Annotated in this window: 13 protein-coding genes; 8 read left to right on the top strand and 5 right to left on the bottom strand. The window is 55.6% G+C overall.

Going from position 1 to position 18,347, the window contains the following annotated elements; translation table 11 throughout:
- Positions 1–11: 11 nt before the first annotated feature.
- The gene (gene ptsP / locus AL479_RS07640) at positions 12–2,513 is read right to left on the bottom strand and encodes a phosphoenolpyruvate--protein phosphotransferase (RefSeq protein ID WP_061075655.1); all 2,502 of its coding nucleotides are present in this window, start codon (positions 2,511–2,513) and stop codon (positions 12–14) included.
- Between the two features lie 308 nt (positions 2,514–2,821).
- Between ptsP and AL479_RS07635 the strand changes: the two genes are divergently transcribed.
- From AL479_RS07635 to AL479_RS07615, 5 genes are all read left to right on the top strand, one after another.
- On the top strand, positions 2,822–3,901 hold the full coding sequence (locus AL479_RS07635; RefSeq protein ID WP_061075654.1) for a PTS fructose transporter subunit EIIC: 1,080 nt from the start codon (positions 2,822–2,824) through the stop codon (positions 3,899–3,901).
- 15 nt (positions 3,902–3,916) lie between these two features.
- Positions 3,917–4,237, top strand: a complete 321-nt coding sequence (locus AL479_RS07630; RefSeq protein WP_061075653.1) for a PTS fructose-like transporter subunit IIB — start codon at positions 3,917–3,919, stop codon at positions 4,235–4,237.
- 102 nt (positions 4,238–4,339) lie between these two features.
- On the top strand, positions 4,340–6,637 hold the full coding sequence (locus AL479_RS07625) for a formate C-acetyltransferase (RefSeq protein WP_061075652.1): 2,298 nt from the start codon (positions 4,340–4,342) through the stop codon (positions 6,635–6,637).
- Entirely contained in the window at positions 6,603–7,481 is an 879-nt protein-coding gene (locus AL479_RS07620; protein WP_061075651.1) for a [formate-C-acetyltransferase]-activating enzyme, read from the top strand. The genes AL479_RS07625 and AL479_RS07620 overlap by 35 nt, the downstream gene beginning before the upstream one ends.
- Before the next feature lies 1 nt (position 7,482).
- Positions 7,483–7,839 carry a PTS fructose-like transporter subunit IIB gene (locus AL479_RS07615; RefSeq protein WP_061075650.1) on the top strand — a complete coding sequence of 119 codons (357 nt, stop codon included), beginning with the start codon at positions 7,483–7,485 and terminating at the stop codon, positions 7,837–7,839.
- On the opposite strand, the gene AL479_RS07610 is transcribed toward AL479_RS07615, so the two are convergent.
- The 4 genes from AL479_RS07610 to argE all read right to left on the bottom strand — a co-directional run bounded on the left by AL479_RS07610 (position 7,826) and on the right by argE (position 14,878).
- Positions 7,826–8,677: a helix-turn-helix transcriptional regulator gene (locus AL479_RS07610; RefSeq protein WP_061075649.1), complete on the bottom strand. Its 852-nt coding sequence runs from the start codon at positions 8,675–8,677 to the stop codon at positions 7,826–7,828. The genes AL479_RS07615 and AL479_RS07610 overlap by 14 nt on opposite strands.
- 87 nt (positions 8,678–8,764) lie before the next feature.
- Positions 8,765–10,498 carry a phosphoethanolamine transferase CptA gene (locus AL479_RS07605; RefSeq protein WP_061075648.1) on the bottom strand — a complete coding sequence of 578 codons (1,734 nt, stop codon included), beginning with the start codon at positions 10,496–10,498 and terminating at the stop codon, positions 8,765–8,767.
- A gap of 204 nt (positions 10,499–10,702) precedes the next feature.
- Positions 10,703–13,354, bottom strand: a complete 2,652-nt coding sequence (ppc, locus tag AL479_RS07600) for a phosphoenolpyruvate carboxylase (RefSeq protein WP_061075647.1) — start codon at positions 13,352–13,354, stop codon at positions 10,703–10,705.
- Positions 13,355–13,726: 372 nt separating this feature from the next.
- Positions 13,727–14,878, bottom strand: coding sequence for an acetylornithine deacetylase (gene argE / locus AL479_RS07595; RefSeq protein ID WP_061075646.1), 1,152 nt, complete (start codon positions 14,876–14,878; stop codon positions 13,727–13,729).
- An 88-nt stretch (positions 14,879–14,966) separates the two neighbouring features.
- Here argE and argC point away from each other — a divergent pair, with 88 nt between their 5' ends.
- From argC to argH, 3 genes are all read left to right on the top strand, one after another.
- Positions 14,967–15,971, top strand: coding sequence for an N-acetyl-gamma-glutamyl-phosphate reductase (gene argC / locus AL479_RS07590; protein ID WP_061075645.1), 1,005 nt, complete (start codon positions 14,967–14,969; stop codon positions 15,969–15,971).
- A 7-nt stretch (positions 15,972–15,978) separates the two neighbouring features.
- Complete coding sequence (gene argB, locus AL479_RS07585; protein WP_086512777.1) at positions 15,979–16,755, top strand: acetylglutamate kinase; 777 nt, start codon at positions 15,979–15,981, stop codon at positions 16,753–16,755.
- A 111-nt stretch (positions 16,756–16,866) separates the two neighbouring features.
- Complete coding sequence (argH, locus tag AL479_RS07580; RefSeq protein ID WP_061075644.1) at positions 16,867–18,240, top strand: argininosuccinate lyase; 1,374 nt, start codon at positions 16,867–16,869, stop codon at positions 18,238–18,240.
- Positions 18,241–18,347 lie beyond the last annotated feature (107 nt).

The raw sequence follows: 18,347 nt of genomic DNA, 5'->3' as shown, positions 1-18,347 counted from the left end.
TTTGCTTCCTCTTAAAGTTCAAGCTCATGTTGCAGCAGGCTGGCAATCGCGTCGGCAGACGCGGCATTCACCAGCGCATTGCGAAATTCTTCGTGCATAATGCGACGGGCCAGGCGCGAGAAGATACGCATGTGCTGGTCCCCCGCAGCGTGTTTGTTGAGTGTGAGCATGATAATGAACTGCGCCTCATCATCTCCCCAGCGGACAGGCGCTTTCAGGCGTGCCACGCTGATAGTGGACTGCTCAATATGTTCAGATTTGCTGTGCGGGATGGCGAAGCTGAAGCCCAGCCCGGTAGAGAATACGGCCTCACGCGCCCACAGATCGGCTTCCAGTTTGCGGGGGTAACGGCAGCGGCTGGCGAGCAGCAGATTGTCGGTCATCCCTTTGATCACCTCTTCTTTGCTGCGCCAGTCACTGTCGAGGGTGATGCATTGAGCGGTGACCAGCGGGGCATCCTGCTGCGTCATGCGGAACTGCGCCAGCAGATGTTCCACTTCCAGCGACGTGCGACAGGCCATCGCCTGATTCAGCAATTGTCGGCAGGCTCGACTGTCGAGTTGCGCCATTCGCGCTTTAGCGGCCGGAATGGAGGGGGCGCTCATGCTGATTTCATCCAGCCCCAACCCGACCAGCAATGGCAGAACGGAACCTTTTGCCCCGAGCTCGCCACACAGGCCGATCCATTTCCCCTGACGATGCACCGCCTGCACCGCAAAATCCAGTGCGCGCAGGAAGGCCGGGTTCAGGCTGTTGTAGTGGCGGGTGACTTTGGCGTTATCGCGGTCAACGGCCAACAGGTATTGCGTCAGATCATTGCTACCAATACTAAAGAAATCAATCTCTTCACAGCACTGATCGATGATGAACATCACTGACGGGACTTCCAGCATAATGCCGAGCGGGATCTTCTCATCAAACGGGATCTGCTCATTACGAAGCTGCTGTTTGGCTTCCGCCAGTTTCTCTTTCACCCACAGGATCTCTTCCATCGAGGAGATCATCGGGATCATAATTTTCAGGCTTCCGTGCGCCGATGCGCGCAGGATAGACCGGAGTTGAGTGGTAAATAGCGCGGCGTACTCTTCATAGATACGTACGGCACGATAGCCAAGGAACGGGTTGGTTTCAGCAGGAATATTCAGGTAATCAACGGGTTTATCGCCGCCGATATCCATCGTACGCACAATAATGCTGCGCCCCTGTGCGGATTCCAGCGCCTGGCAGAAAATGTTGTACAGCTCGTTCTCGCCCGGGGCGCTGGCCCGGTCCATATACAGCATTTCGGTGCGGAACAGACCCACCGCCTCCGCGCCGTTGCCAAATGCCGCCTGCGCTTCCACGGAGTGAGCGATGTTGGCGGCAACTTCCATACGGATGCCATCTGCCGTGCGCGCTTCCTGGGTCAGCCAGACGCGCTGTTGCTCGCGCAGCGCCTCGTGCACGCGGGCTTCCTGTTGATAGTAGCGGCTGACCGGTTCGTCAGGTGCGACCACCACCGCCCCTGCATTGCCGTCGATATAAACCTCTTGCTGTAGCCACGGGGTTAAGGCGTCAATCGTGACGCCGACCAGCGTGGGGATGTTGAATGAACGAGCAAGAATCACGGTGTGCGAAGTCGTACCGCCGCTTTTCAGCAACAACCCTTTGAGGAACGTTTTGTCCAGTTCCAGGAACTGGCTGGGCGTCAACTCATCCGCCATACAAATGGTGGGCTGGGTCAGTTTTCCCGGTGCCGGAAAGCGTTTTTCACCGTAGATGTGTTGCAGCAACTGGAAACAGACGTCGCGCACGTCCAGCGCGCGTTCCTGCAAATAGCGACTGCTGGAACGGGCAAACTCATCGCAGAAATGGTTGGCGCTGTCGACAATCGCCTGCGCGCAGCTTAAGCCGCGAGAAACGCCAGCCAGCAAATGCTGACGCAAGGAGGTATCGCCTGCCAGCGAGCGGTGGGCTTCCAGAATCGCACTGGTGGCGCCGTCGCTGTCGAGCAAACGAAACGCAATGTTTTTCACCAGCAGCGCTAAGCCGCGATCCAGCGCCGACTGCTCGCTTTCCACATCGGCTGCCACAGGGAGTTCGCCGAGCGCGTTGAGATCCAGCGAAGAGAGAAGCGTCAGGATGCCGCCCGCGCTGCCAGTGCAAACGCTACGGGCGCGGAAAAGCTGCGGATTCAGGTGAGTCAGTGAAGCCGGTAGCGGTTCTAATTCGCTGTTGCTGACTTCTGCCAGCGGGGCATCGCAGTGGGGGAACTCGTCGCGCAGCCACTGGCTCAGGCGCTGATGGGCATCAGCTTCATCCGCTCCCGTAATCAGCAACTGGCAGTGGTCGCCAGCCAGCGTATCCGTGCCAATCAACGCCAGCGAGCTCTTGGCGTTGCCCTTACGATCGGTTCGCAGGTTGTGCCACTCAATGTGTGAAGTAAAGGTGTTACACAGGGTTTCAACATGGCTTGCCGGACGCGCATGGACGCCATTGGGCAGCTCACAGGTAAATTCCACAATCAGGGCCATTGCCTCTCTCCCATAACGGTTTTCTGCCTACAGCATAAAAGGCCTTGCTTGTTCGCTGCCATGTGACAATTCTGCCAAAAACTGGACAAATGTAATGTAAGGCGAAAAGTGGGAGACAGTTCACAAGTCCTCTCGGTGTCCGTGAATTCTCTTATCTCTCAACTTATGAAGCGGATCGCATTTTTGTACTGACATTACAAAAATCCAGTAAATGGCCTTTTTATCCACTGTCTGCGACCTTGTGGATTGCCTATTGTTTGCCACAACAACGTTATGGATATGGGCAAACACCTGCCCGGGAGCGACTTATGAATGAGTTGGTACAAATCCTGAAAAATACCCGTCAGCATCTGATGACGGGGGTGTCGCATATGATCCCCTTTGTGGTCGCAGGCGGCATATTACTGGCGGTCTCCGTCATGCTGTATGGCAAAGGCGCGGTGCCCGATGCCGCGACCGATCCGAATCTCAAAAAGCTGTTTGATATCGGCGTGGCCGGGCTGACGCTGATGGTGCCTTTCCTCGCGGCGTACATTGGTTATTCCATTGCGGAACGCTCTGCGCTGGCGCCGTGTGCGATTGGCGCCTGGGTAGGCAACAGCTTCGGCGCCGGATTCTTCGGGGCGCTGATTGCCGGGATTATCGGCGGTATTGTCGTGCACTATCTGAAAAAGATTCCGGTCCATAAGGTGTTGCGTTCTGTGATGCCCATCTTCGTGATTCCTATCGTTGGGACCTTTATTACGGCGGGCATCATGATGTGGGGGCTGGGCGAACCCGTTGGCGCGCTGACCGCCAGTCTGACTCAGTGGCTGCAAGGCATGCAGCAGGGCAGTATCGTGATGTTGGCAGTGATTATGGGGCTGATGCTGGCCTTTGATATGGGCGGACCGATCAACAAAGTGGCCTACGCCTTCATGCTGATTTGCGTGGCGCAGGGGGTTTACACCGTGGTGGCTATTGCGGCTGTCGGGATCTGCGTGCCGCCGCTGGGCTTAGGCCTGGCGACGCTGGTGGGGCGTAAAAACTTCTCTTCTGAAGAGCGCGAAGCCGGTAAAGCGGCGCTGGTGATGGGGTGTGTGGGCGTTACTGAAGGGGCGATTCCTTTCGCTGCTGCTGATCCTCTGCGCGTCATTCCTTCCATCATGCTGGGTTCAGCCTGTGGTGCGGTCACGGCGGCATTGTTCGGCGCTCAGTGTTACGCCGGCTGGGGTGGACTGATTGTTCTGCCGGTGGTTGAAGGCAAACTGGGCTATGTCGTCGCGGTGGCGGTGGGTGCGGTGGTTACGGCTGTCTGTGTGAACGTGCTGAAAAGTCTGGCGCGGAAGAATGTCTCTCAGACCGACGAGAAAGAAGACGATCTGGATTTAGATTTTGAAATTAATTAAGTGAGGAGTGGCGTCATGACGAAAATTATTGCAGTAACCGCATGTCCTTCAGGTGTTGCACATACTTATATGGCCGCTGAAGCGCTGGAAAATGCAGCCAAAGCGAAAGGCTGGGAAGTGAAAGTGGAGACGCAGGGCTCGATTGGTCTGGAAAATGAACTGACGCCTGCTGACGTGGCGCAGGCCGATATCGTCATTCTGACCAAGGATATCGGGATCAAATTTGAAGAGCGTTTTGCCGGTAAAACCATCGTACGCGTCAACATCAGCGATGCGGTAAAACGCGCCGACGCGATTATGAACAAGATTGGCACGCATCTGGCGCAGACAGCGTAACCTTTTTGTTTGCCGGATGGCGGCGTTGCCTTATCCGGCCTACGAATCTGTAGGCCTGATAAGCGTAGCGCCATCAGGCATTCATGCCCACAGGAGTTCCTCATGATTAACCGCATCCACCGCTTAAAAGCGGCACTCTTTCAGAACAGCCGGGAAATTTCGCTCGAGCGTGCAGTGCTGTACACCGCCAGTCATCAGCAGACGGAAGGGGAGCCGGTCATTTTACGTCGGGCTAAAGCGACCGCGTATATCCTCGAGCATGTCGCGATTTCGATTCGTGATGAGGAACTGATTGCCGGCAACCGTACCGTTAAACCGCGTGCGGGCATTATGTCGCCGGAGATGGACCCGTACTGGCTGCTCAACGAGTTGGATCAGTTCCCGACCCGTCCCCAGGACCGTTTCGACATCAGCGAAGACGATAAACGTCTCTATCGTGATGTGCTGTTCCCTTACTGGGAAAAACGCTCGATGAAGGATTTCATCAACGGTCAGATGACGGATGAGGTCAAGGCCGCCGTCAGTACCCAGATTTTTAGCATCAACCAGACGGATAAGGGACAGGGGCATATCATCATTGATTATCCGCGCCTGCTGAATCACGGGCTGGGTGAACTGGTGGCGCAGATGCGCACGCACTGCCAGCAGGAGCCGGATAACGCCTTTTATCAGGCGGCGCTGTTGCTGCTGGAAGCGTCGCAGCGCCACATTCTGCGTTATGCCGTACTGGCGGAAGAGATGGCTGAACGTTGTCCGGACGCCGCTCGTCGCCAGGAGTTGCTGACCATCGCCGCCAACTCGCGACATAACGTGCAGCATAAACCGCACACCTTCTGGCAGGCGTGCCAGTTGTTCTGGTACATGAACATCATTCTGCAGTACGAATCCAACGCCAGCTCGCTGTCGCTGGGCCGTTTCGATCAGTACATGCTGCCGTTTTATCAGGCGTCGCTGACGCAGGGAGACGATCCCGCATTCCTGAAAGAATTGCTCGAATCGCTGTGGGTGAAATGCAACGACATCGTGCTTCTGCGTTCAACCAGCAGCGCGCGTTATTTCGCTGGCTTCCCGACCGGCTATACCGCGCTACTTGGTGGCCTGACGGAGAATGGCCGCAGTGCGGTCAACGTGCTTTCATTCCTCTGTCTGGATGCCTATCAGAGCGTGCAGTTACCCCAGCCGAACCTGGGTGTCCGCACCAACGCGCTGATTGATACACCGTTTCTGATGAAGACCGCCGAGACCATTCGTCTGGGTACTGGCATTCCGCAGATCTTTAATGACGAAGTGGTGATCCCGGCATTCCTCAATCGGGGCGTCTCACTGGAAGATGCGCGTGATTACGCGGTGGTAGGGTGCGTGGAGTTGTCGATTCCGGGCAGAACCTACGGCCTGCATGATATCGCCATGTTTAACCTGTTGAAGGTCATGGAGATCAGCCTGTATGAGAACGAAGGCAATCACGAGCTAACCTGGGACGGTCTGCTGGCGCATATTCGCGCCAAAATCAGCCACTACATCACGCTGATGGTCGAAGGCAGCAATATTTGCGATATCGGCCATCGCGACTGGGCGCCGGTGCCGTTGCTCTCCTCGTTTATCAGTGATTGTCTGGAGAAGGGATGTGACATCACCGACGGCGGCGCGCGCTATAATTTCTCTGGGGTGCAGGGCATTGGCATCGCCAACCTCAGTGATTCTCTGCATGCGCTGAATGGACTGGTGTTTGATCAGCAGCGCCTTCGTTTTGACGAACTTCTTGCGGTGTTAAAGGCTAACTTTGCCACGCCGGAAGGGGAAAAGATCCGCGCCAGGCTGATCAACCGTTTCCAGAAATACGGTAATGACATTGATGAGGTGGATAACATCAGCGCTGAACTGCTGCGTTATTACTGTAAAGAGGTGGAGAAATATCAGAATCCGCGTGGCGGTCAGTTTACACCGGGCTCGTATACCGTTTCCGCGCACGTGCCGTTGGGAGCAGTGGTTGGGGCGACGCCGGATGGCCGTTTTTCCGGAGAACAACTGGCGGATGGCGGTCTGTCGCCGATGCTTGGGCAGGATATGCAGGGACCGACGGCGGTGTTGAAATCGGTCAGTAAACTGGATAACACGCTGTTGTCTAACGGGACGTTGCTGAACGTGAAGTTCACACCCGCCACGCTGGAAGGAGAGGCAGGATTACGCAAACTGTGTGATTTCTTGCGTGCCTTTACCCAGCTCAAACTGCAGCATATTCAGTTTAACGTGGTAAATGCCGAAACGCTGCGGGAAGCGCAGTTGCGACCCCAGGATTTCGCCGGGCTGGTGGTACGCGTGGCAGGGTATAGCGCCTTCTTTGTCGAGCTGTCGAAGGAGATTCAGGATGACATCATTCGCCGCACCGCGCATCAGTTGTGAGGTTGTGGAGTCGTGCGACGAGGAGGTCGCGCGCATCTTCAATATTCAACGGTATTCGCTGAATGACGGTCAGGGGATCCGCACGGTGGTCTTTTTTAAAGGCTGCCCGCACACCTGCCCGTGGTGCGCCAATCCGGAATCGATCTCGCCACGAATTGAAACGGTGCGACGGGAAAGCAAATGCCTGCACTGTACGCCGTGTCTGCGTGATGCCGACGAGTGTCCTTCCGGAGCGTTTGAGCGGATTGGCCGCGATGTTACCCTGGATGAACTGGAACGCGAGGTGATGAAAGATGACGTTTTCTTTCGCACCTCTGGCGGCGGGGTGACGCTATCGGGTGGCGAAGTGCTGATGCAGGCAGGTTTTGCCACCCGGTTCTTACAACGGCTGCGGCGCTGGGGTGTGCATTGTGCAATTGAAACGGCAGGCGATGCCCCCGCCCGTCGGCTGCTTCCGCTGGCGAAAGCGTGTGATGAAGTGCTGTTCGATTTAAAGATCATGGAGCCTGAACGGGCCCGTGAGATTGTGGCGATAAATATGCCGCGCGTGGTGGCGAATTTGCGAATGCTGGTGGCGGAGGGCGTTAACGTGATCCCCCGTTTGCCGCTGATCCCCGGCTACACGCTCACGCATGAGAATATGCAGCGCGCGCTGACGTTGCTGTTATCGCTTGGTATAAAGCAACTGCACCTGCTACCGTTTCATCTGTATGGTGAACCGAAATATCGGTTGCTTGGGCAGCAATGGGTGATGAAGGATGTTCCTGCGCCAACGGAGCAGGTTATCGCCCAGATGCGTGAGATGGCAGAGAACGCGGGCTTTCAGGTTACAACAGGAGGTTAATATGTCCGTTTCAACAGGGCGATTTCTGGTCGCGGTGACGGCCTGCGTAAGCGGTGTGGCCCATACCTACATGGCGGCTGAACGGCTGGAGAAGTTGTGCCAGCAGGAAAAGTGGACCATCAAGATTGAAACGCAGGGGGCGCTCGGTACGGAAAATCACTTAACCGAAGAGGATATCCGTCGGGCGGATGCCGTGTTGCTGATTACCGATATCGAACTGGCGGGCGCGGAGCGTTTTACCCAATGCCGTTATGTTCAGTCCGGGATTAACGCCTTTCTACGCGAACCGCAGCGTGTCATGAGCGCGGTGCGTAAGTTGCTTTCCGCTCCGCAATATACCCATCTTATTCTGGAGTAACCTGCTTTTCCGTTAGCTGGCTGTGATACTGACGACGATATTCTGACGGCGAGCGTTCGGTATTTTTACGAAACAGGCGGCAAAAGTAGTTACTGTCCACAAATCCGCAGGTGTGCGCGACTTCTTTCACTTTTAAGTCGTAGCCTTTCAACAAGGTTTTTGCGTGTTCCAGTCGCGTATGGTTCAGGTATTCGTTAAAGCCGACAGACCCTGTTTTTTGAAACAGATGCGAGAGATAGTTCGGCGAGATATAGAACGCCTGCGCCACCGATTCCCGGGTGAGCGGTGAGGCGTAGCGCTCGTCAATGTAGTCACGGATAGCTTCAAACAATGCCTGGCTGCGTGAGGCGGTCTGAATCTGGCTGCCAAGCAGGTCGCGACAGTGGCTGAGCAGACTGGCGACAATCAACCGTGCGGTCTGTTGTTCCTGTGGTTGCATCTGCATTTCATTGAGCGTCTGCAACAGAAAGGAGCCAATACGCGGGCCGCGACGCGCCACGTGTTGTTTGACCAGATTCTGGTACGTCTTTCCATCCCATTGCACCACGCTGAATCCCAGCTGTTGTTTGCCGAACAGAATACTGAGCGTGATGACCGGCACCCGCCACTGCGGAAGATTCCAGCCGCCAGCGGGCACATAAAGGACATCGCACGGGGTGAGCGTGTCGGTAAGGCTGGCGTCGGACAGTTCACCTTCCAGCACGATTTCCAGACGGGGAAAATCGACCTGATACGCCAGCTCCGGGATGGGGGTGAGCGTACTGGCAAAGAAAATCTGGCGCAGCGGCGCGGGGCCATGAATCAGGCGGGATAGAAGATGGCTGACGTCTTGATACATGATGATCCCTTGCGTTGCGCAGACAGGGAAACAGTAACCGCCAGGGGGAAAAAAGGCCACCCTAAAAAGCATGGCCTGTTGAATGACTTACTGGTTTCCGACCTGATCGCCATACGGCAAGGAGTCGTAATCAATCAGCGCATTTTTCTTGTACGGGTTGCCAATCCAGCGCGTGGTTTCTTTGAACTGCGGGCTGGTGATGGAACGCGTCGGATCGAAACCGTCGTAGGTCAGACCGGCTAAGTCGGACCAGGTGTGGATCAGTTCCGAGCTGCTGTACTTACGATTCACATTCTGTGATAAATCACGCGGATGCGCGGCCTGCCATTTCTCGGACGTCCACAACAGGAACGGCACGGTATACATGTGGCGCGTCGGGTTGTCCTCGTTACGACCCTGCGTTTTATGCGGCGGGGTGTCATACACCTCTTCACCGTGGTCGGAGAAATAGAGCAGGAAGCCGTTCGGATCGGTCGCTTTATAATCCTTAATCAGGCTCGCGACGACTTTGTCGTTATACAGGTTGGCGTTGTCGTAATCGTTATACGATTCCAGCTCTTCTGCGCTCAGGCCTGGCGGGACATGGTCGGTACTGCCGTCAAACTTGCCCTGGTCTTCCGGGTAACGGAATTTGTACTTAATGTGCGTGCCCAGCAAATGCACGATGATGAACTTTTTCGGTGCCGGGTCAGCCATGATTTTCTTAAATGGCGTCAGCACGTTAGTGTCATATTCGCGCGCGCTTTGCGTCCGCTGCTGGTTCATATAGAACTGCTCGTCGGTCTGCTTAGAGAAAACCGTCAGCATGGTGTTACGGGCGGTCATCGTCTGCTGGTTTGTGATCCAGTAGGTCTTATACCCTGCCTGTTTCATCATGTTCATCAGCGACGGTTTCGTCAGATACAGGTCCGGGTTCTTCTCGTTCGCGAAGGTCAGCGCCTGTTGCAAGATTTCGATCGTGTAAGGGCGTGAGGTCACGACGTTATTAAACACGGTCAGATTCGGATCTGACTGATGCAAGGCGTCCAGCTCCGGCGTGGTTTCACGCGGATAACCATACAGACTCATGCGGCCACGTTGGGTGGATTCGCCAATCACCAGCACCAGCGTGCGCGGCGCGTCGCCGGACGTATCTTTGAAATTGCTCAGTGGAGGCAGAGCATGGTTCTGACTTAGCAAGTTGTTGAGTGAGGTCAACTGGCGCTGATACTGGTAGTAACCAATGACAAACTGCCACGGCGCCGCCGGCTCCATACGCGAAGAGAGACCGCTTAGCGTCTTCTCATACGGTGAGTCGCCAAACGCAGAACGAACCACAAACGGGTTCAGGATCAGCCCATACAGCAACGCAAAAGAGACGAGCCAACGCCAGCGTCCGGGGATATAGACGGGGCGCAGTCGTGTCCAGAGAAACACGGCGACAACGGTATAAGCCAGCGCAATGGCAATAATCTTCAGGCTGAAGTATTGGCTCAGATATTCGCTGGCTTCGTTGGCGTTGGTCTCAAACATCACAAACAGGACGCTTTGCGAAAACTCTTGTCCGTAGATGACAAAATAGCAGAGCGTGGCCAGCGACGTAGCCCACAACACGATCCCCACCACCGCAGCAATAATGCGGGTCCGACTTGGGAACAGGAAAATCGGGATCAGCCAAAGGGAACTGTAAAGCAACGAGTCACGCAGTCCGTTGGTACCGCTGAAACCCGTAATTAAAATAATGGCCTGTAATAAGGTGGAGAAAAACCAAAAATAGAGAAGCGCCCAGCCAAGGGCTTTCCAGCTAAATGATGGCGTAGACTGGAGGGTTGTGGATTGCATATTGTCAGCCTGTCTTTAAACGTGGTGCCAAACGTAGCGACTAAACCTTAAGAGAATCTGAAGCACAGGCGCAAAGGCGCACGTTGCTCTGAAAAATCTCATGGTGGAAAAAACAGACAGAAATATAGTGAATGTGCGGGGGTTATGACAGAAATATTTCAGCCCCCTCGCGCGCAATAGCACGCGAGGGGGGAGGGGGTAAAATTAGCCGGTATTACGCATACCTGCTGCCACGCCGGCGATGGTGACCATCAGCGCTTGTTCAACGCGAGGATCGGGCTCTTTGCCCTGTTGTTCCGTCAGTCGTGAGCGGTGTAACAGCTCAGCCTGCAGGACGTTCAGCGGGTCGGTGTAGATATTACGTAACTGGATAGACTCGGCAATCCACGGGAGATCGGCCATCAGATGCGAATCGTTGGCAATCGCCAGCACCACTTTGATGTCCTCTTCCAGCAGTTCGCGCAGCTCTTTGCCCAGCGGCCACAGCTCTTTCGCGACCAGGCGCTGATCGTAGTATTCCGCCAGCCACAGGTCCGCTTTCGAGAACACCATTTCCAGCATGCCGAGTCGCGTGGAGAAGAACGGCCAGTCGCGGCACATCGCTTCCAGTTCGCTCTGCTTACCATCTTCAACCACTTTCTGCAGTGCGGTACCGGCTCCCAGCCAGGCGGGTAGCATCAGGCGGTTTTGCGTCCAGGCGAAGATCCACGGAATGGCGCGCAGAGATTCCACACCACCGGTCGGGCGACGTTTCGCCGGACGCGAGCCGAGCGGCAGTTTGCCCAGTTCCTGTTCCGGCGTTGCGGAGCGGAAGTACGGGACAAAGTCTTTATTTTCACGCACGTAGCCACGGTACAAGTCACAGGAGATGACCGAAAGTTCGTCCATGATATGGCGCCAGTCGTCTTTCGGCTCCGGCGGCGGCAGCAGGTTCGCTTCCAGAATGGCGCTGGTGTATAGCGACAGGCTGCTGACGGTGACTTCCGGTAGACCGTATTTGAAACGGATCATCTCGCCCTGTTCGGTCACGCGCAGACCGCCTTTCAGGCTGCCCGGTGGTTGTGAAAGCAGGGCGGCATGGGCCGGTGCGCCCCCGCGACCGATGGAACCGCCGCGACCATGGAACAGCGTCAGTTCGATACCGGCTTTCTCGCAGGTTTTGATTAATGCATCCTGCGCCTGATACTGCGCCCAGGAGGCCGCCATTACCCCGGCATCTTTTGCCGAGTCGGAATAGCCAATCATCACCATCTGTTTGCCCTGAATCAGACCGCGATACCAGTCGATGTTCAGCAGTTGGGTCATGACATCGTCGGCGTTGTTCAGGTCGTCTAGGGTTTCAAACAGCGGGGCCACCGGCATGGCAAAGCCAATTCCGGCTTCTTTCAACAGCAGATGCACGGCCAGCACGTCAGACGGCGTTTTTGCCATTGAGATGACGTAGGCGGCAATGGAACCTTTCGGCGCTTCGGCGATGACTTTACAGGTGTCGAGCACTTCACGAGTATCATTACTCGGCTCCCAGTTGCGCGGTAGCAGCGGGCGTTTGGAGTTCAGCTCACGGATCAGGAAGGCCTGTTTGTCCGCTTCTGACCAGCTTTCGTAATCCCCAATGCCGAGGTAGCGGGTCAGTTCACCCAGCGCTTCGGTGTGGCGGGTACTTTCCTGGCGGATATCAATACGCACCAGCGGGACGCCAAAACATTTCACGCGACGGAGGGTGTCGAGCAGTTCACCGTTGGCGATAATACCCATACCGCAGGCTTGCAGCGACCGGTAGCAGGCGTACAGCGGTTCCCACAGCTGTTCGTTTTGCGTCAGCAGACCTGCCGGTTTCGGCAGCTTCTCGCCTTTCAGACGCGCTTCCAGCCAGGCCTGAGTTGCCATCAGGCGCGCGCGCAGGTTTTTCATCAGATAGCGGTAAGGCTCCGATGCGCCTTCTTCGCCGACCATCGCTAACAGCTCCGGCGTGGCATCGACCATCGACAGCTCGGAAACCAGAACATGAATATCTTTCAGGAACAGGTCGGTCGCTTTCCAGCGGCTCAGCAGCAGAACGTGGCGAGTGATATCCGCGGTCACATTCGGGTTGCCGTCACGGTCGCCGCCCATCCACGAGGTGAAACGTACGGGAACGAAATCAACGGGTAACTGGTAGCCCAGATTATCTTCCAGCTGTTCGTTCAGTTCGCGTAAATAGTTCGGTACGCCCTGCCACAGGCTGTTCTCGACCACCGCGAAGCCCCATTTGGCTTCATCAACCGGGCTCGGGCGCAGCTTACGAATTTCGTCGGTGTGCCAGGACTGTGCAATCAGCTGGCGCAGACGGCGCATCAGCTGGTGGCGTTCGTATTCAACGATATCTTTGTTATCGAGCTGCTTCAGACAGGCGTTGATTTCGCCCATTTTGTGGATCAGCGTGCGACGGGTAATTTCCGTCGGATGTGCGGTCAGCACCAGTTCCAGAGACAACGACTCCACCGCTTTTTTGATGATGGCGTCGTTCAGGTCCGGCTGGCTTTTCAGTTTACGCAGGGTGCGGGCAATCACTTCCGGGTTGCTGGCGCCTTCGCCTTTTGGCGAACTGCTGTGATATTGCTCGGCGGTGTTGGCCAGGTTCAGGAACTGGCTAAACGCGCGTGCGACCGGCAGCAGCTCGTCATTCGACAGATTTTGTAACGTGGTGAGCAACTCCTGGCGATGAGCTTCATTGCCAGCGCGTGAGGATTTAGACAGCTTACGGATTGTTTCTACGCGATCAAGAATGTTCTCTCCCAGCGCATCCTTGATGGTTTCTCCCAGCACTTTGCCGAGCATACTGACATTACTACGCAACGCGGAATATTGTTCGTTCATATTAACCCAGACACCCCATCTTTAATCTATGAGTCCTGTATCTTTCGCGCCACAGCGGCGTTGGCTGCGCTCGCCTACCCAGGTCACTTACTTAGGTAAGCTCTCAGGGATGGGCTCGTTTGCCGCCTTGCTGTGACACGGAATCTTTCGGACTTTGTTTATTAGTCGTCTTTTATAAAGCCACGTAAAATCCGTGACGTCAATTGCGGCGAAATCGGTTCAGCAAACGAATAAATGGCGGCTAATTTACGAAAGTTAATTCATATCCTGCCAGATAAGAAATGCTTATAGGAATGTGAAAATGCATTGCCGGATGACGCTGCGCGTATCCGGCCTACAATCGGAGGTAGGCCGGGAAAGCGGGCAGTTCGATCAGTGCCAGCAGAAGTGGTGCACAACCTGAGTAATTAATTCCCGGGTTGGCTTAATAAAACGCGTTTCGAGATACTCGTCGGGCTGGTGCGCCTGATTGATTGAACCCGGTCCCAACACCAGCGTCGGACACAGGGTCTGAATAAACGGCGCTTCGGTGCAGTAGTTCACCACATCGGTTTTTTCGCCCAGCAGTTTCTCCACCACCTCGACAAGCTGATGGTCCGGCGGACATTCGTAGCCAGGGATAGGCGGATGGAGTTCGGAAACGGTCAGCCGACCCGGCCAGCGCTCGCTTACCGGCGCCAGAGCCTCCGTCAGCAGGCCATCCAGATCGCCCAGCGTCATTCCCGGCAGCGGGCGGATATCCATATGCAGTTCACAGCAGGCGCAAATTCGGTTCGATGCATCGCCACCGTGCAGACTGCCCAGATTCAGGGTGGGGTACGGCACGGTGAAAGCATCGTAGTGATAACGCTCTTTCAGGGTGTCGCGCAGTTGCATAATGCGGCCAATCGCGTCATGCATCAGTTCGATGGCGTTCACGCCGCGCGCCGGATCGCTGGAGTGACCGGACTGGCCCATCACCCGTACCGCCGTCGAGATATGACCTTTGTGAGCGCGAATCGGCTGTAGCGACGTGGGCTCACCGATGATCGCGCAATCAGGACGAATTGACGCATTTTCCGAGAAGTAACGCGCCCCCGCCATACTGGTCTCTTCATCTGCCGTCGCCAGGATATAGAGCGGTTTTTTCAGTTGTGTCACATCGACGTCGCGAAGCGCGTCGAGAATAAAAGCGAAGAAGCCCTTCATATCCGCGGTACCCAGACCGTAGAGCTTATTATCATGCTCGGTGAGGGTGAAGGGATCGCGCGTCCAGCGCCCATCGTCAAACGGTACGGTGTCGGTATGACCCGTGAGCAGTAAGCCGCCCGCTCCTTGTCCGGTGCTGGCCAGCAGATTGAATTTATTGCGGGTTCCCGGGACCGGTTGAATCTCAACGTTGAAACCGAGATCGCTGAACCAACCCGCCAGCAGATTGATTAAAGACTCATTGCTCTGATCCAGCGCTTCTTCGGTAGCGCTGATGGACGGCGTGGCAATCAGCGCGCGGTAGATCTCGATAAATGGCGGTAAGTTCATTTTCATTGTTGACACACCTTAGGTCGTGATAGTATCAATATTCATGCAATAAATGTGCATAAAAATACATTAACGTTGAGCATAAAGGAACCTGATGTTGAATACGCTGATTGTAGGCGCTAGCGGTTATGCGGGCGCAGAGCTTGTAAGCTACGTGAATCGCCACCCTCATATGACCATAACCGCTTTGACCGTCTCAGCGCAAAGCAATGATGCGGGAAAGTTAATTTCTGATTTGCATCCACAGCTTAAAGGCATTGTCGATCTGCCGTTGCAGCCGATGTCCGATATCAGCGAGTTTACCGATGGCGTGGATGTGGTGTTTCTAGCCACCGCCCACGAAGTCAGCCATGACCTGGCGCCGCAATTTTTGGCTGCGGGTTGCGTGGTCTTCGACCTTTCCGGTGCCTTCCGTGTGAACGATGCCGGGTTCTATGAAAAATACTATGGCTTCACCCATCAGTATCCCGATCTGCTTGAACAAGCGGTTTACGGTCTGGCGGAGTGGAGCGCCGACAAACTGAAAGAGGCGAATCTGATTGCGGTGCCGGGGTGTTATCCCACGGCGGCGCAACTTTCTTTGAAACCCCTGATTGATGCCGGACTGCTGGATTTGGCGCAATGGCCGGTGATTAATGCGACCAGCGGAGTGAGCGGAGCGGGACGTAAAGCGGCGTTGTCTAACAGCTTCTGCGAAGTGAGCCTGCAACCGTATGGTGTGTTTACCCATCGTCATCAGCCGGAGATCGCCACCCATCTGGGGACGGACGTGATTTTCACCCCGCATCTGGGCAATTTCCCGCGCGGGATCCTGGAAACGATCGCTTGTCGGCTGCAGCCGGGCGTGACCGCTGCGCAGGTCGCGCAGGTGTTACAGCAGGCGTATGCGGATAAACCGCTGGTGCGTCTGTATGACAAAGGCGTTCCGGCGCTGAAGAATGTTGTTGGGTTGCCGTTCTGCGATATTGGTTTTGCCGTGCAGGGTGAACATTTGATTGTAGTGGCAACCGAAGATAATTTGTTGAAAGGCGCCGCCGCACAGGCAGTGCAGTGCGCCAATATCCGTTTCGGCTTTGCTGAAACGCAGTCTCTTATTTAAGGGTGCAATGATGAGTCCATTAATTATCAAGCTGGGTGGCGTATTACTGGATAGCGAAGAGGCGCTGGAGCGTCTTTTTACCGCGCTGGTGAACTATCGTGAGTCGCATCAGCGTCCGCTGGTCATTGTCCATGGCGGCGGTTGTGTCGTCGATGAGCTGATGAAAGGGCTCAACCTGCCGGTGAAAAAGAAAAACGGCCTGCGTGTGACGCCTGCTGACCAGATCGACATCATCACTGGCGCGCTGGCGGGAACGGCGAACAAAACGCTGCTGGCCTGGGCGAAAAAACACCACATCGCCTCCGTAGGTCTGTATCTTGGTGATGGCGATAGCGTAAAAGTGACCCAGCTCGACGAAGAGCTTGGCCATGTTGGACTGGCGCAGCCGGGTTCGCCTACGCTGATTAACACGCTGCTGGAAAATGGTTTTCTGCCGGTCGTCAGCTCGATTGGGGTGACGGAAGAAGGGCAGTTGATGAACGTGAACGCGGACCAGGCGGCGACGGCGCTGGCGGCGACGCTGGGCGCGGATCTGATCCTGCTTTCCGACGTGAGTGGTATTCTCGACGGTAAAGGTCAGCGCATTGCTGAAATGACCGCCGCGAAAGCGGAACAGCTGATCGACCAGGGCATTATTACCGATGGCATGATTGTGAAGGTGAATGCCGCGCTGGATGCCGCACGCACGCTGGGTCGCCCGGTGGATATCGCCTCCTGGCGTCATGCCGAGCAGCTCCCGGCGCTGTTCAACGGTACGCCGATTGGTACGCGTATTCTGGCTTAACTATTAATGTGCCCGATGGCGGCTACGCCTTATCGGGCCTACGTGAACACAACCTGTAGGCCGGATTAGCGCAGCGCCATCCGGCAATTCAAGAAATTAAGGAAGTATGTTATGGCACTTTGGGGTGGGCGTTTTACTCAGGCAGCAGATCAGCGGTTCAAACAGTTCAACGATTCGTTACGTTTTGACTACCGTCTGGCCGAACAGGATATTGTCGGCTCTGTGGCCTGGTCCAAAGCGTTGGTAACGGTCGGTGTACTGACTGCCGATGAACAACTGCAATTGGAAGAGGCGCTGAATAACCTGCTGGAAGAAGTGCGTCTGGATCCGCAGCAAATCCTTCAGAGCGATGCCGAAGATATTCATAGCTGGGTGGAAGGCAAACTGATCGACAAAGTCGGTCAGTTAGGTAAAAAGCTGCATACCGGGCGTAGCCGTAATGATCAGGTCGCTACCGATTTGAAACTGTGGTGCAAAGAGACGGTGACCGAACTGCTTACCGCGAATCGCCAGTTGCAGAGCGCACTGGTCGAGACGGCGGAAAATAACCAGGATGCGGTGATGCCGGGGTATACCCACCTGCAGCGCGCGCAGCCGGTGACGTTTGCGCACTGGTGTCTGGCGTATGTCGAAATGCTGGCGCGCGATGAAAGCCGTCTGCAGGATGCGTTAAAGCGTCTGGACGTTAGCCCATTAGGCTGCGGCGCCCTGGCCGGGACCGCGTATGAAATCGATCGTGAACAGCTGGCGGGTTGGCTGGGCTTTGCCTCGGCCACACGTAACAGTCTGGACAGTGTCTCCGATCGTGACCACGTGCTGGAACTGCTGTCTGACGCCTCTATCGGTATGGTGCACCTGTCGCGTTTTGCCGAAGACCTGATTTTCTTTAACACTGGTGAAGCGGGCTTTGTTGAGCTTTCCGATCGCGTGACCTCCGGTTCTTCATTGATGCCGCAGAAGAAAAACCCGGATGCGCTGGAGTTGATTCGCGGTAAATGTGGCCGTGTTCAGGGCGCGTTGACCGGCATGATGATGACGCTGAAGGGGCTACCGCTGGCGTATAACAAAGATATGCAGGAAGACAAAGAAGGTTTGTTCGACGCGCTCGACACCTGGCTGGACTGTCTGCATATGGCTGCGCTGGTGCTGGACGGCATTCAGGTGAAACGTCCGCGTTGCCAGGAAGCGGCACAGCAGGGTTACGCTAACGCCACCGAACTGGCGGATTATCTGGTCGCGAAAGGCGTCCCGTTCCGTGAAGCGCACCATATCGTGGGTGAAACGGTCGTTGAGGCGATTCGTCAGGGGAAACCGCTGGAAGACCTGCCGCTCGCCGATCTGCAGAAATTCAGTAGCGTCATCGGCGATGACGTGTACCCGATCCTCTCCCTGCAGTCGTGTCTGGATAAACGTGCGGCGAAGGGCGGGGTGTCTCCTCAGCAGGTCGCACAAGCGATCAGCTACGCGAAGGCGCGTCTGAGTTAACACTTATGCAATCACTCCCCCTGCAAAATGGGGGAGTGTTGATTGTTAGCCTGGATATTCACACTTCTTCGGTACAGAAAAACTACCCAGTCATTAAACAAACAAGT

Source organism: Citrobacter amalonaticus, from assembly GCF_001559075.2.
Taxonomy (GTDB): Bacteria; Pseudomonadota; Gammaproteobacteria; order Enterobacterales; family Enterobacteriaceae; genus Citrobacter_A; species Citrobacter_A amalonaticus_F.
Note: the sequence above shows the minus strand (reverse complement) of the source record. Positions and strands in the feature narration are given on the sequence as shown.